We start from the raw sequence: 13,623 nt of genomic DNA on the forward strand, positions 1-13,623 counted from the left end.
GGCACTGAACATTGAACCTACATGTGTAGGATAGGTGGGAGGCTTTGAAGGCGTGACGCCAGTTGCGCTGGAGCCGTCCTTGAAATACCACCCTTGTATGTTTGATGTTCTAACGCAGGGCCCTGAATCGGGCTCGCGGACAGTGCCTGGTGGGTAGTTTGACTGGGGCGGTCTCCTCCCAAAGAGTAACGGAGGAGCACGAAGGTTGGCTAATCCTGGTCGGACATCAGGAGGTTAGTGCAATGGCATAAGCCAGCTTAACTGCGAGACGGACAGGTCGAGCAGGTACGAAAGTAGGTCATAGTGATCCGGTGGTTCTGAATGGAAGGGCCATCGCTCAACGGATAAAAGGTACTCCGGGGATAACAGGCTGATACCGCCCAAGAGTTCATATCGACGGCGGTGTTTGGCACCTCGATGTCGGCTCATCACATCCTGGGGCTGAAGTCGGTCCCAAGGGTATGGCTGTTCGCCATTTAAAGTGGTACGCGAGCTGGGTTCAGAACGTCGTGAGACAGTTCGGTCCCTATCTGCCGTGGGCGTTGGATGATTGAAGGGAGTTGCTCCTAGTACGAGAGGACCGGAGTGAACGAACCTCTGGTGTTCGGGTTGTCACGCCAGTGGCACTGCCCGGTAGCTAAGTTCGGAATCGATAACCGCTGAAAGCATCTAAGCGGGAAGCGAGCCCTGAGATGAGTCATCCCTGACCCCTTGAGGGTCCTAAAGGGCCGTTGGAGACCACAACGTTGATAGGTGGGGTGTGTAAGCGCGGCGACGTGTTGAGCTAACCCATACTAATTACCCGTGAGGCTTAACCATACAACACCCAAGAAGTGTTCTGGGCCTTGTAGCAAATACCAAGCGAACTACTAACTAATTCAGTGATAGCGACAAGCCAATAGGCAACCTCGTTACTCACGTCAGCTTTCTGGATTAAGAATTTGCCTGGCGGCCATAGCGCCGTGGAACCACCTGATCCCATGCCGAACTCAGAAGTGAAACGCGGTAGCGCCGATGGTAGTGTGGCATTCGCCATGCGAGAGTAGGACACTGCCAGGCACCCAATTAAACAGCGATGTGAAGAATCACGTCACTGGCTGCGAGGATGACACCTCAGAAGAAGCAGCAGAAAATTTAGCGAAAGCTAACCGAATGCGGAGCGGTAGTTCAGTCGGTTAGAATACCGGCCTGTCACGCCGGGGGTCGCGGGTTCGAGTCCCGTCCGCTCCGCCACTAATTTGAAGGCCTTCCCTGATGGGAAGGCCTTTTTGCTATGGGCATTTTTACCCACTGACCCCGATGGTTGCACACCGGAACCAACACAAAGCCCGGCCTCATAACCGGGCTTTTGTATTTTTAGCGCGTTAAACCACCAATCTCTGGCTTTTCCCTGCCAAGTAAGAGTGCCAGATAGCCGGTTATTTCCACCATTTTCGGGCTATATCTGAGCCTTGCCAGTTTCATTTGCAGCCATTTTGACGCCTCTTCAGGTGGTCAAATCAGGCTTCTGTCGCTTGCTGGCTACAGAGCAGTTCCATATTGACCACCCCCTCTTCCATCTGCACGTCGATCTTGAAGCCAAGCCGTTTGGCGAGGTTGACCATGCCGCGATTGCTGGGCATGGTCATGCCGGATAACTGGCCAATCCCCTGCTCTTTGGCGTAGCGGATGATCTTCTCCATCATCAATTTGCCGAGCCCCACCCCTTTCAAGTCCGATCGCACCAGAATGGCAAACTCGGCATCGCTCTGGTCCGGGCTCGAAATGGCGCGTACCACGCCGAGGATTTGATCCTGCAGCTCGCCATCTTGCCCCACAGCCACGAAGGCCATCTCCCGGTCGTAATCGATTTGGGTCATACGAGCCAGCTCTTCATGACCCAGTTCACCCACATCGGCGAAGAAGCGTTTGTACCTGTCTTCATCGGAGACCAGCAGTACGAACTGCTTGTGAGCCGGTTCATCTTCCGGCCGGATTGGGCGCAGCAGGATATGGCGCTGATCTTTAAGCCAGGCCCCCTCCTCCAGTTCGGTAGGATAGGGGCGGATCGCCAGTCGGTTGCTGGTCGGGATGGCGGGGTCAGCCAGTGTGAGGCTGGCATCCAGCACCACCATCTCTGCGCCGCACGCTTGCAGCGGGTGTAGGTCCAGTTCCTGAATCTCAGGAAAGGCGAGCAATAGCTCGGAGAGCTGGCAAAGCACTTGGCCCAAGGCATCGATATCCAGTCGCTCCGGTGTGGCCTGCTCACGGATCTTGCGGTTCTTGAGGGCTCCTATGATCTGGTAACGAGCCAGCGCCTGATTGAGCGGCGGTAGCGCCGCGACCATCTCCTGCGGTTCCGCACCCGACTCACCCAACAGAATGACGGGGCCAAAGATGGCGTCTTGCTGGATGCGTACCCGCAGCTCGAGGCCGCCGCTGCGGCGAGCCATCCGCTGCACCAGCAAGCCTTCGATGCGGGCGCCCGGATCATGCTGTTTGACCCTGTCCAGAATGGCATCTGCAGCTTGCGCCACTTCGGCCGAGGTGCGCAGATTGAGGACCACCCCGTGCACGGCAGACTTGTGCAGGATATCGGGCGAGCGCAGTTTTACCGCTACTGGATAGCCGATCTGCTCGGCGGTGAGGGTCGCCTCGATGGCGTCGGTGACGATCCAGGTTGGCAGGGTCGAGAGACCGGCGGCTTGTAAAATCGGGTGCACCAGATGGGTATCCAATCTTAGCTGTTTGCGCTCCTGCGCTTGGCGGATCAGCTGCTGGCACAGATCTACATTGAGCTGGTTGCCATGCAGGGATGCCGGGGTTTCCATCAACTGCTTCTGGTTGCGGCGGTATTCCACCATGTGCATGAAGGCGGCCATGGCGCTTTCCGGCGTGCGGTAGGTCGGGAAGCCCGCCTCGGTAAAGAGTTTGCGCCCCTCCTGCGCCGAGTATTCGCCCGCCCAGTTGGTGAGGATGTTGAAACGGCGCGCTCTGGGATGCTGTTTCAGATGGGCAATAAGATGGCTGGCCAGCGGCGCGCTTGGCGCCGTGAGCGAGGGGGCGTGGATGATCAGAATGGCGTCGATGCCATCCTCCTGCAACACGTTGTCCAGCGTTTCCTGATAGGTGGTGATGGTAGCATCGCTACCAATATCGAGCGGCGGGCGAGCCAGCTTGCCGCCCCGCTCCAGCAGTACATCCACCGCCATATTGGCCAGCCCGCGACCGTTGGAGATGATGGCAAGCCGCTCTCCCTTGAGGTTCATGGAGTGGCTGAGGGTTTCCACCGCGGCAAACAGTTCGTGGGTATCCCGTACCCGCAACATGCCGGCGCGACGGATGGCGGCATCATAGACGTTGTCGAGGCCGTGGGCCGGATCGTGGCGCCCGCTTTTCAGCACCAGGATCGGCTTGTTGCGCGAGGCTGCTCGCGCCGCCGAGAGAAAGTGGCGGGCGTCGTGCAACTTGTCCATGTAGATCAAGATGGCGCGGGTGACGCTGTCGCGGGAGAGCTGATCCAGCAGCTGGCCGAAGTCGATGTCGCAGTGATCGCCAAGGGAGATGAAGGCGGAAAAGCCCAGTTCATGCTGCTTGGCCCAATCCAGAATGGTGGTGCTGACGGCGGCGGATTGCGACAGAAAGGCGACCTGTCCCGGCTTGGCGGCAATGGGTGAAAAGCTGGCGTTAATCCCCTGGCCGGGCAGCAGCATCCCCATGCTGTTGGGGCCGAGCAGGCGAATGCCATATTGCTGGCAGACCCGTTTCAGCTCCAGCCGCTCCTCGGGGGAAAAGTCGGCGGCCAGTATGATGGCCGCCCCCGCCCCCTTATGGCCGAGCGCTTCCAGCAACGGCAAGACCCGCTCCCGCCTGGTGCAGATGATGGCGAGATCCGGGGTTAGCGGCAGGCTGGCGATATCGGGATAGGCCAGCACACCGGCGATGGACTTGTTGCGCGGAGTGACGGGGAGGATGGGCCCTTTGAACTGGCCCGCCAGCAGGTGGCGCACGATCACATGACCCGCCTTGAGCGGGTCGGTCGAGGCGCCGATCACGGCGATTGAGTGGGGTTTGAACAGCCGATCCAGACCGCTTGCTTTCATGGGCACTCCCGACAAAAGGGGGAAGATACCAGTCTAATACGCCTTTGCTGCGGGTTCTGTGACCGGATCCTGATCACCGTTTGTTCAGGGCATTGGCACGCAGATAAAAGCGCAGTTCGCCCTGCACCCGGCGAATGGCTCCCAGGTGGCGTTCCTGCAGATAGATATCCTGCTCCCGGTCGAGCGCCGTGCTGGGCACGCCTATGCTTTGCAGATACTCGTCAAACAGGGTTGAACCCTTGATCTCTACCAGATGCTGTTTCATGGCTCTCCTCCCTGCGCCTTGGCGTGTGTTGATTAACGCCCAGTCTGCGATGACCTGACGGGTTTGCCTATTGTCACTTTTGACACGAGAGCGCTCACACATCTTTCAGAGAGGGCACAGTGGAGGCGCTGGCTGACGTTATAGTATGGCGAGGAGCATGAGGCACGGATGGTGCGCAGGATGATCAGAGTCTGGTGGTGGTGCATGGCACTGTGGACGGTTGGCGCAACGGCAACCGAGCAGCCTATCCGCGCCTGGAATCTGCTGCTGGATCACCCCAACCCCGCCGTCGTCCAGTTGTTGCGCCTCTCCCTCGATCTCACCGTGCCCGAATATGGCCCCTATCAGCTGGTATCCAGCCCGCAAATGGAGCAGGGGCGGGCGGTGAAGGAGCTGCGCAGCGGTGAGCTGGTTCAGGTCGGCGTCTTTGCCCCGGATGGTCAGCGAGAACGGGAGTTGCTGGCAATCCACATTCCGCTGGCCAAGGGGCTGCTGGGGTGGCGGGTGTGTCTGGTTCGGCAGGGGGATGAGGGACGTTTTGCCTCGATCGGGTCGTTGGCAGACTGGCATCGCGCCGGGCTCTCCATCGGTCAGCACAGATCCTGGCCAGACACCCAGTTGCTGCGGGCTAACGGCCTCAAGGTGACGGTGGGCAATCTTTATGAGGCGCTCTTCAACATGCTGCGCAAGAAGCGCTTTGACTGCTTCCTGCGCTCGGTCATCGAGGTCGAGGATGAGCTCAGGCAGCATCCGGATCTCGCCATCGAGCCCCGTCTGGTGTTTCGCTATCCGCTGGCGCTGCTCTTCTTTGTCTCGCCAAAATATCCGGAGCTGGCCCAGCGCATCGAGCTTGGCCTGCTGCGGGCGCGGCAGTCTGGTGCTTTTGACCGGGTCTTTGAAGAGGGATTCGGCAGTACCATTCGGCGGCTGAAACTGGATGAGCGGGTGCGCCTCGAGCTGCATAACCCCGACTTGCCGCAGCCCAGTCGCGTCATGATGGCCGATCCGGCCCTTATCTATAAACCGGTGTCAGCGCAGTGAGCCCTGATTCTGCGCGGTATCCCAGAAGGCGCGGATCAGCGGTTCTTCCAGCCGCTTCTTGAGCACCCCGATCCCCACATCAAATGGTTTGAAGGCGGGTTTGAGGTCGATGACGCACCTTGTCGCCGAGCGGGCTGTGGTCGATCACCGCCGCCGGCACCAATCCTACGCCACAGCCGAGCGCCACCATGGCGACAATCCCCTCGTTACCCGCCACTTCGGCATAGATGTTGGGCGCTATCCCCTTGTTGCGAAACCACTGATCGCTGCGTTTGCGGGCCAGCCCCTGCTCGGAGAGGATAACTGGCAGCTGCTCCCAGTCCGGCTCGCCCTGACGGAACCACTGGTTCAGCTGCGGGGCATTGCGCGGCGCGATAAAGACCAGCGGCACCAGTTGCAGGCTGGCGAACTCCAGCTTGGCGGGCAGAGCGTCGGGACGGGCGGCGATAGCGAGATCGGCCTCGTCGGCCAGGATTTTGTCCACCGCCAGCGCCGGGTCGCCGGTCTCCAGCTTGATCTCCAGCTGGGGGTAGCGGCGGCGAAAGCGCTCCAGCACCTCGGGCAGCAGAAAGTAACTGGCGGTGACCGAGCAGAAGACCCGCAGCCGCCCCTGCAGCGGTTCATCGCTGCGTTTGAGCTCCTGCTTGAGCTGACGCCACTCCTGCAACAGGCCGCCGCCAAATTCGCGCAGCTTCTCGCCGGCGGGGGTGAGCCGAACCGAGCGGTTGTCCCGCTCGAACAGGATGCAGCCGGTCTCCTGCTCCAGCCGCTGGATGGCGCGGCTCAGGGTGGAGGGGCTGACCGCCATGGCATCGGCGCTCTTGCCGAAGTGGAGGGAGTCGGCGAGGTGGAGAAACAGCTCGAGATTGCGAAGGTCCATCTTTCAGCTCCTGGCGCGGCATGTGTGCCCGATATCCAGCGGTTGGCGGCTTGTTTCTGCCATCTCGCGGTACATTTAGCAGGCAATTATGAAGGATTAACGTTTCAATTATTGCAACGTACTGTTTCGAATATATCAGTTCAGGCAATAAGTGTCCCGCGCTATAGTGGTTCAGACAACGCCGCTATCCGGCATGGAATCAATCGAACGGAGCAATCACCATGGCTAACTATTTCAACACCTTGAACCTGCGTCAGCAGTTGGCCCAGCTGGGCAAGTGTCGTTTCATGCAGCGCGAAGAGTTCGCGGACGGCTGCAACGTGCTGAAGGGCAAGAAGGTGGTGATTGTGGGCTGTGGTGCCCAGGGTCTGAACCAGGGTCTGAACATGCGCGACTCCGGGCTGGATATCTCCTACGCCCTGCGCAAGGCTGCCATCACCGAGAAGCGCGCCTCCTGGCAGAAGGCTACCGACAACGGCTTCGCGGTCGGTACCTATGAAGAGCTGATCCCGACCGCCGATCTGGTGCTGAACCTGACTCCGGACAAGCAACACTCCGACGTAGTGAAAACCGTGATGCCGCTGATGAAGCAGGGCGCCGCATTGGGCTATTCCCACGGCTTCAACGTGGTGGAAGAGGGTCAGCAGATCCGCTCCGACATCACAGTCGTGATGGTGGCTCCCAAGTGCCCGGGCACCGAGGTGCGTGAGGAGTACAAGCGCGGTTTCGGCGTACCGACTCTGATCGCCGTTCACCCGGAAAATGACCCGAAAGGCGAAGGCATGGCCATCGCGAAAGCGTGGGCCTCTGCTACCGGCGGCGACCGTGCCGGCGTGCTGGAGTCCTCCTTCGTGGCGGAAGTGAAATCCGACCTGATGGGCGAGCAGACCATCCTCTGCGGCATGCTGCAGGCCGGTTCCCTGCTCTGCTACGACAAGCTGGTTGCCGAAGGCACAGACCCTGCCTACGCCGGCAAGCTGATCCAGTTCGGCTGGGAGACCATCACCGAAGCCCTGAAACAGGGTGGCATCAGCCTGATGATGGATCGCCTCTCCAACCCGGCCAAGCTGCGCGCCTTCGAGCTCTCCGAGCAGCTCAAGACCCTGATGCGCCCGCTGTTCGAGAAGCACATGGACGACATCATCGCCGGTGAATTCTCTCGCGGCATGATGGCCGACTGGGCCGAAGACGATGCCAAGCTGTTTGGCTGGCGCGAAGAGACCGGCAAGTCTGCTTTCGAAAACGCCCCGGCGTTTGCAGGCAAGATTGCCGAGCAAGAGTACTTCGACAATGGCGTGGTGATGGTGGCCATGGTCAAGGCGGGTGTCGAGCTGGCGTTCGAGACCATGGTGGCTTCCGGTATCTACGAGGAGTCCGCCTACTACGAATCCCTGCACGAGCTGCCGCTGATCGCCAACACAGTTGCTCGCAAGCGCCTGTACGAGATGAACGTGGTCATCTCCGATACTGCCGAGTACGGTAACTACCTGTTCGCCAATGCCGCCGTGCCCTTGCTGCGCGAGCACTTCATGCCGACCCTGAAGGCGGGTGATCTGGGTGCCAGCAAGGCGGAAGGGCAGAGCGTGGATAACCTGGCGCTGCTGGCGGCCAACGAAGCGACTCGCAACCACCCGATCGAGAAAATCGGTCAGGTACTGCGCGGCTACATGAAGGACATGAAACGTATCGCCGTCGGCGGTTAAGCCGGCATCGGGCTGGATGATGAAGGGGCGGGGATGACGATCCCCGTCGCCGGTCGGACTGGACACCCGACCGGCCAGCCAGAACAATCAGCCTGACAGTCATAAAAAAGCTCCGCTCATCGAGCGGGGCTTTTGCATTCAGAAAGGCTGGATAAATCAGGCTTTCCACGCTTTCCAGGTGTTGATCAGACCGTTGGTGGAGCAGTCGTGGCTGGTGACAGCCTCGTTGTTGCCCAGCTCCGGCAGGATCTTGTTGGCCAGCTGTTTGCCCAGCTCCACGCCCCACTGGTCGAAGGAGAAGATGTTCCAGATTGCGCCCTGTACGAAGATCTTGTGTTCATACATGGCGATCAGGGCACCCAGGGTTTTCGGGGTCAGGCTCTTGAACAGGATGGAGTTGGTCGGGCGGTTGCCTTCGAACACCTTGAACGGCACCAGATCCTTGACCTGCTCCAGGGTTTTGCCAGCAGCCAGGAACTCGGCTTCAACCTCTTCCTTGCTCTTGCCGAAGGCCAGCGCCTCGGTCTGGGCGAAGAAGTTGGCCAGCAGTTTCGGGTGGTGGTCACCGATCGGGTTGTGGCTGATGGCTGGCGCCAGGAAGTCACAGGGGATCAGCTTGGTGCCCTGGTGGATCAGTTGGTAGAAGGCGTGCTGGCCGTTGGTACCCGGCTCACCCCAGATGATGGGGCCAGTCTGGTAGTCAACCGGATTACCGTTGCGATCCACGTACTTGCCGTTGGATTCCATGTTGCCCTGCTGGAAGTAGGCAGGGAAGCGGTGCATGTACTGATCGTACGGCAGGATGGCTTCGGATTCGGCACCGTAGAAGTTGTTGTACCACAGGCCAATCAGCGCCAGCAGCACCGGCACGTTCTGCTCATAGGAGGCAGTGGCGAAGTGCATGTCCATCTCGAAGGCGCCTTGCAGCAGGGCTTCGAAGTTCTCGAAACCGACGGAGAGGGCGATGGGCATGCCGATGGCAGACCAGGAGGAGTAGCGGCCGCCAACCCAGTCCCAGAACTCGAACATATTGTTGGTGTCGATACCGAACTCGGCCACGGCCTTGCCGTTGGTGGAGAGGGCAGCGAAGTGCTTGGCAACGTGGGCCTTGTCACCGGCGATCTTGATGAACCAGTCGCGGGCGGTCAGGGCGTTGGTCATTGTCTCCTGGGTGGTGAAGGTCTTGGAGGCCACCAGGAACAGGGTGGTTTCCGGATCGATCTTCTTCAGGGTCTCGGCGATATGGGTGCCATCGACGTTGGAGACGAAGTGCATCTGCAGGTGGTTTTTGTAGGGACGCAGTGCCTCGGTGATCATTACCGGGCCCAGATCGGAGCCACCGATACCGATGTTGACCACGTGCTGGATCGCCCTGCCGGTGTAGCCTTTCCACTCGCCGGAGATGATCTTCTCGCAGAAGCCCTTCATCTTGGCCAGTACGGCGTTCACTTCTGGCATCACGTCCTTGCCGTCGCACTCGATGGGGCGGTCGGAGCGGTTGCGCAGGGCCACGTGCAGTACGGATCGCCCTTCGGTCATGTTGATCTTTTCGCCATTGAACATGGCATCGATCGCGCTGCGAAGATCGGTCTCTTTGGCGAGATCAACCAGCAACTTGAGGGTTTCTTCGGTGATCAGGTTCTTCGAGTAATCAACCAGGATGTCGCCACCGAAGGTAAGGGAAAACTTGTCAAAGCGCTTCGGGTCCTGCGCGAACAGATCCTTGAGTCGGGTCTCTTTGTTTGCTGCAAAGTGGGCTTCCAGTGCCTGCCAGGCCTGGGTTTGGGTTGGATTGATGTTTTTCATAGGATTCCTGAAATGCCAAGTTGTGTTTGAACCTTGCAGGCAAGGTCCCGCCAAACCTTATTATCCGAGCATTATAGCGAGCCGGCCGAGCGGCCCGTGTAACAGAGTTTTACCGATTGTCTTTTACCGCAATGGGGCAACCGTCGGGAGTATACAACCAGAACATCGGGATTATGAGTCACGAAAGCAAGGGGGATCTTGCGCTCGCTCATGATTGGGGCTAGCCCGCGGCTCTGAAATTGTTTTCATTCCGCCGGCCTGATTATGCAGCGGATGGCGCGCCGGAAATGACAATGCCAGCCCGAAGGCTGGCATTGTGGGTTGCTGCTTTACCGCGATCACGCCTGCGGTTTTTGCATGTGCATCACCATCTGCGGGAAGGGAATTTCGATCCCTTCGGCATCAAAGGTGAGCTTCACCTTCTCGTGGAAGTCGAACCAGACACCCCAGTAGTCGCCGGTCTTGACCCACGGGCGCACCACGATATTGACCGAGGAGTCGGCCAGCGCGGCGACGGCGATGGTAGCGGCCGGATCTTTCAGGATGCGCGGTTCTTCATTCACCAGACGCTCGAGGATCTGCTTGGCCTTGCGCAGATCGGAGCCGTAGCCGATACCGAAGGTCATGTCGACGCGGCGGGTATCCATGCGGGAGTAGTTGACGATGGTGCCGTTGAGGATGGCGGAGTTCGGTACTACCACCATCTTGTTGTCACCGGAGGTGAGGGTGGTGGTGAACAGCTGAACGGATTGCACCACGCCAGACGTGCCAGCCACTTCGATAAACTCGCCTGCCTTGATGGGGCGGAAGATGATCAGCAGAAAGCCAGCGGCGAAGTTGGAGAGCGAGCCTTGCAGCGCCAGACCGATGGCCAGACCGGCGGCACCGATAATGGCGACGAAGGAGGCGGTCTGCACGCCGACACGTCCCAGTGCGGCGATCACCACGAACACCAGAATGGCGTATTTGAGGATGCTGCCAACGAAGTGAGTGACTGTGGTGTCCAGCTTGCGGGCCTGCATCACCTTGACCACGCCACCGCTGACGATGTTGGCGGCGATATAGCCGACCAGCAGGGTCAGCAGGGCGGCGGCGATATTGACGCCGTATTCGATCAGCAGTCCCTGATTATTGACCAGCCAGGTCTGCGCTTCGGTAATGATTTCGGGTTCCATAGGATGTCCTGTCAGGTTCTAAAAGGTTTATGGTGGATAAATCTAACACCGCAGCGCGACAGTACGGGTCGCATCTGGTACTTCTTTTCTGCCATAAAAACCTGACACAAAAAAGAAGGGAGGCCAAAGCCTCCCTTCTTTTTGCTGAATGATGCGAAAAACCATCAGCTCTGCAGCAATTGGCTGCGGATAAATTGCCACTGATCTTCGAAACCGGCGGTCGGCTTGAGCTTGAACTCGGAGCGCACGAACTGGCTGATGCGGCCTTCGGTGTAGGCCAGCAGCAGATTGGCCAGCATGGTCTCGTCGAGCTGAAAGCCCTGACCTTCGCGTAGCCGCTTCTCGCGCAGCACCTGTTTGATCTGGGTCTCCAGCTTGTCGAACAGGATGCTGATGCGATCCCGCAGCCGATCGTGCTCACCCAGCAGGGCGTCGCCATTGAGGATGCGGGTAATGCCGGGATTGCGCTCGGCGAACACCAGCAGCAGCTGCAGGATATGGTGGCAACGCGCCATGGTGTCCTTCTCTTCCGCCATGATCAGATTGACCCGTGACAGCAGGGAATCCTCGATAAAGTCGATCAGCCCCTCGAACATCCGCGCCTTGCTGGGAAAATGTCGATAGAGGGCTGCTTCAGAGACGCCGACCTCGGCCGCCAGACGGGCCGTGGTGATACGCTGACCCGGACTGGTTTCCAGCATATGGGCGAGCGCCTGCAGGATCTGATCGCGCCGACTCTGTTTCTGATTACTGCTTGCCATGGATTCCCCTAAAAAAACAATGGCTTGATTCTATTATTAAGCACCGCCCATCGGGCTGGTGTGGTCTGTTATTGGCGACCAGAAGAACCAAAACCGCCTTCACCCCGTTCGCTCTGATTGAACTCATCGACCACTTGGAAGCTGGCCTGAACTACCGGCATGATCACCAGCTGGGCGATGCGCTCGCCGGGTTGCATGGTGAACTCATCTTTGCCGCGGTTCCAGACCGATACCATCAGCTGACCCTGGTAATCGGAATCGATGAGACCGACCAGGTTGCCCAGCACGATGCCGTGCTTATGGCCGAGGCCGGAGCGGGGCAGGATGGTGGCACACAGACCCGGATCCTGGATGTGAATGGCCAGACCGGTCGGCACCAGGGTGGTATCACCCGGAGCCAGAGTCAGCGGCGCATCCAGCAGTGCGCGCAGATCCATGCCGGCAGAGCCCGGTGTGGCGTAGGCGGGCAGCGGGTACTCGGTACCGATACGGGCATCCAGAATCTTCAGTTCAATTTGTGTAGTCATGAATCGCTTTTTCAGTTGGATCTTGTATTGGCGCCCCTCTTGGCAAGGCGGGGCGCCGTGAGTCTTGTTCTTTTGGGACGCTCAGTGCCGGTAGTGGCGCGCAATCAGGGCGATCAGGTGACGGGCCAGCGTCAGCTTGTCGGCCAGCGGCAGCGGGGCCTTGCCCCCTTGCCAGAACACGGTCAGGGCGTTGTCATCGGCGTTGAAGCCTTGCCCCTCGCGGGACACATCGTTGGCGGCGATCATGTCCAGCCGCTTACGCTGCAACTTGTCGAGGGCGTATTGTTCCACATCCACTGTTTCGGCGGCAAATCCGACGGTGAAGGGTTTGTCTGAAAGGGCACCAACGGCCGCGATGATGTCGGGATTCTTCACCAGCGTCACCACCATCTGGTCGTTGTCGCCGGTCTTCTTGATCTTCTGACTGGCGACCTGCTCGGGGCGATAGTCGGCCACCGCCGCGCAGCCGATGAAGAGGTCGCACTCGCCGACCCGGCTCATCACCGCCTGATGCATCTGCTCGGCGCTCTCCACATCGATGCGGGTGACGCCAGCTGGTGTAGCCAGCGTTACCGGGCCGCTCACCAGCGTCACTTCGGCGCCCGCTTCACGGGCAGCACGAGCGATGGCGTAACCCATCTTGCCGGAGCTGTGGTTGCTGATGTAGCGCACCGGATCCAGCGCCTCGCGGGTTGGCCCTGCGGTGAGCAGCAGCTTGACGCCTGCCAGCAAGGGCTCGGCGGCCAGCTGCTGACAGCAGCGATCCACCAGTTCGAGGGGATCCAGCATCCGGCCCGGGCCCACATCGCCACAGGCCTGGCTTCCTGCATCCGGCCCCCACAGCAGAATGCCGCGGCTGGCCAGGGTCTTGAGGTTGGCCTGGGTCGCGGCGTTGAGATACATCTGCTGGTTCATGGCAGGTGCCAGCGCGATGGGCGCCGGAGTGGCCAGACAGAGGGTGGTCAGCAGTTCGTCGGCCATGCCTGCAGCCATCCGCGCCATCAGGTTGGCGCTGGCGGGGGCGATCAGCACCAGATCGGCCCACTTGGCCAGCTCGATATGGCCCATGCCCGCTTCGGCGGAAGGATCCAGCAGGCTGTAGGCCACCGGATGACCGGAGACCGCCTGCAGGGTCAGTGGGGTGATGAACTCCTTGGCGGAGCGGGTCATTACCACCCGCACTTCGGCGCCCTGATCTTTCAGGCGGCGTACCAGCTCGGCACTCTTGTAGGCGGCGATCCCGCCACTGACACCCAACAGGATGCGTTTATCGGCCAATCTCATCTGCTGTTTCTCTATCCGGCTCATTCTGACTGGTCGGCTAAGATACCACAGGCAATGGATGACGACAGGGGTTGGCATCAAGGGGTGTGGTCGGGCGCG

9 protein-coding genes, 1 tRNA gene, 2 rRNA genes and 1 pseudogene (1 of these 13 only partly in view) are annotated in these 13,623 nt (G+C 59.7%); 5 read left to right on the forward strand and 8 right to left on the reverse strand.

Annotation, left to right across the window (positions count from 1 at the left end; genetic code table 11):
- The 3 genes from ACTG2J_RS00370 to ACTG2J_RS00380 all read left to right on the forward strand — a co-directional run.
- Positions 1–819, forward strand: a 23S ribosomal RNA gene (locus tag ACTG2J_RS00370) (it extends 2,071 nt beyond the left edge of the window).
- 125 nt (positions 820–944) lie between these two features.
- A 5S ribosomal RNA gene (rrf, locus tag ACTG2J_RS00375) occupies positions 945–1,059 on the forward strand.
- A 97-nt stretch (positions 1,060–1,156) separates the two neighbouring features.
- Positions 1,157–1,233: transfer RNA gene (locus ACTG2J_RS00380), tRNA-Asp, on the forward strand.
- A gap of 266 nt (positions 1,234–1,499) precedes the next feature.
- Here ACTG2J_RS00380 and ACTG2J_RS00385 read toward each other — a convergent pair.
- A complete protein-coding gene (locus ACTG2J_RS00385; RefSeq protein WP_113740634.1) occupies positions 1,500–4,082 on the reverse strand; it encodes a bifunctional acetate--CoA ligase family protein/GNAT family N-acetyltransferase in 2,583 nt (860 codons plus the stop codon).
- A gap of 73 nt (positions 4,083–4,155) precedes the next feature.
- Positions 4,156–4,347, reverse strand: coding sequence for a hypothetical protein (locus tag ACTG2J_RS00390; RefSeq protein WP_113740635.1), 192 nt, complete (start codon positions 4,345–4,347; stop codon positions 4,156–4,158).
- Between the two features lie 180 nt (positions 4,348–4,527).
- Here ACTG2J_RS00390 and ACTG2J_RS00395 point away from each other — a divergent pair, with 180 nt between their 5' ends.
- A complete protein-coding gene (locus ACTG2J_RS00395; RefSeq protein WP_113740653.1) occupies positions 4,528–5,388 on the forward strand; it encodes a transporter substrate-binding domain-containing protein in 861 nt (286 codons plus the stop codon).
- On the opposite strand, the pseudogene ilvY reads toward ACTG2J_RS00395, so the two are convergent.
- Positions 5,377–6,268 (reverse strand): annotated as a pseudogene (ilvY, locus tag ACTG2J_RS00400) (HTH-type transcriptional activator IlvY). The gene ACTG2J_RS00395 and the pseudogene ilvY overlap by 12 nt on opposite strands.
- A gap of 221 nt (positions 6,269–6,489) precedes the next feature.
- Between ilvY and ilvC the strand changes: the two are divergent.
- Entirely contained in the window at positions 6,490–7,971 is a 1,482-nt protein-coding gene (ilvC, locus tag ACTG2J_RS00405; protein WP_041210772.1) for a ketol-acid reductoisomerase, read from the forward strand.
- A gap of 156 nt (positions 7,972–8,127) precedes the next feature.
- Here ilvC and pgi read toward each other — a convergent pair whose 3' ends face one another.
- The 5 genes from pgi to coaBC all read right to left on the reverse strand — a co-directional run bounded on the left by pgi (position 8,128) and on the right by coaBC (position 13,524).
- On the reverse strand, positions 8,128–9,777 hold the full coding sequence (gene pgi / locus ACTG2J_RS00410; RefSeq protein ID WP_439989120.1) for a glucose-6-phosphate isomerase: 1,650 nt from the start codon (positions 9,775–9,777) through the stop codon (positions 8,128–8,130).
- 338 nt (positions 9,778–10,115) lie between these two features.
- Positions 10,116–10,952, reverse strand: a complete 837-nt coding sequence (locus ACTG2J_RS00415; RefSeq protein WP_439989119.1) for a mechanosensitive ion channel domain-containing protein — start codon at positions 10,950–10,952, stop codon at positions 10,116–10,118.
- A gap of 164 nt (positions 10,953–11,116) precedes the next feature.
- Positions 11,117–11,713 carry a nucleoid occlusion factor SlmA gene (gene slmA / locus ACTG2J_RS00420; protein WP_005339495.1) on the reverse strand — a complete coding sequence of 199 codons (597 nt, stop codon included), beginning with the start codon at positions 11,711–11,713 and terminating at the stop codon, positions 11,117–11,119.
- Positions 11,714–11,781: 68 nt separating this feature from the next.
- The gene (gene dut, locus ACTG2J_RS00425) at positions 11,782–12,240 is read right to left on the reverse strand and encodes a dUTP diphosphatase (RefSeq protein ID WP_201991014.1); all 459 of its coding nucleotides are present in this window, start codon (positions 12,238–12,240) and stop codon (positions 11,782–11,784) included.
- A gap of 81 nt (positions 12,241–12,321) precedes the next feature.
- Positions 12,322–13,524 (reverse strand): bifunctional phosphopantothenoylcysteine decarboxylase/phosphopantothenate--cysteine ligase CoaBC, encoded by a 1,203-nt coding sequence (gene coaBC, locus ACTG2J_RS00430; protein WP_439989118.1) that lies wholly within the window; start codon positions 13,522–13,524, stop codon positions 12,322–12,324.
- Between the last annotated feature and the right edge of the window lie 99 nt (positions 13,525–13,623).

Origin of the sequence: Aeromonas sp. 6P, assembly GCF_051919525.1 — a bacterium.
Classification (GTDB): domain Bacteria; phylum Pseudomonadota; class Gammaproteobacteria; order Enterobacterales; family Aeromonadaceae; genus Aeromonas; species Aeromonas veronii.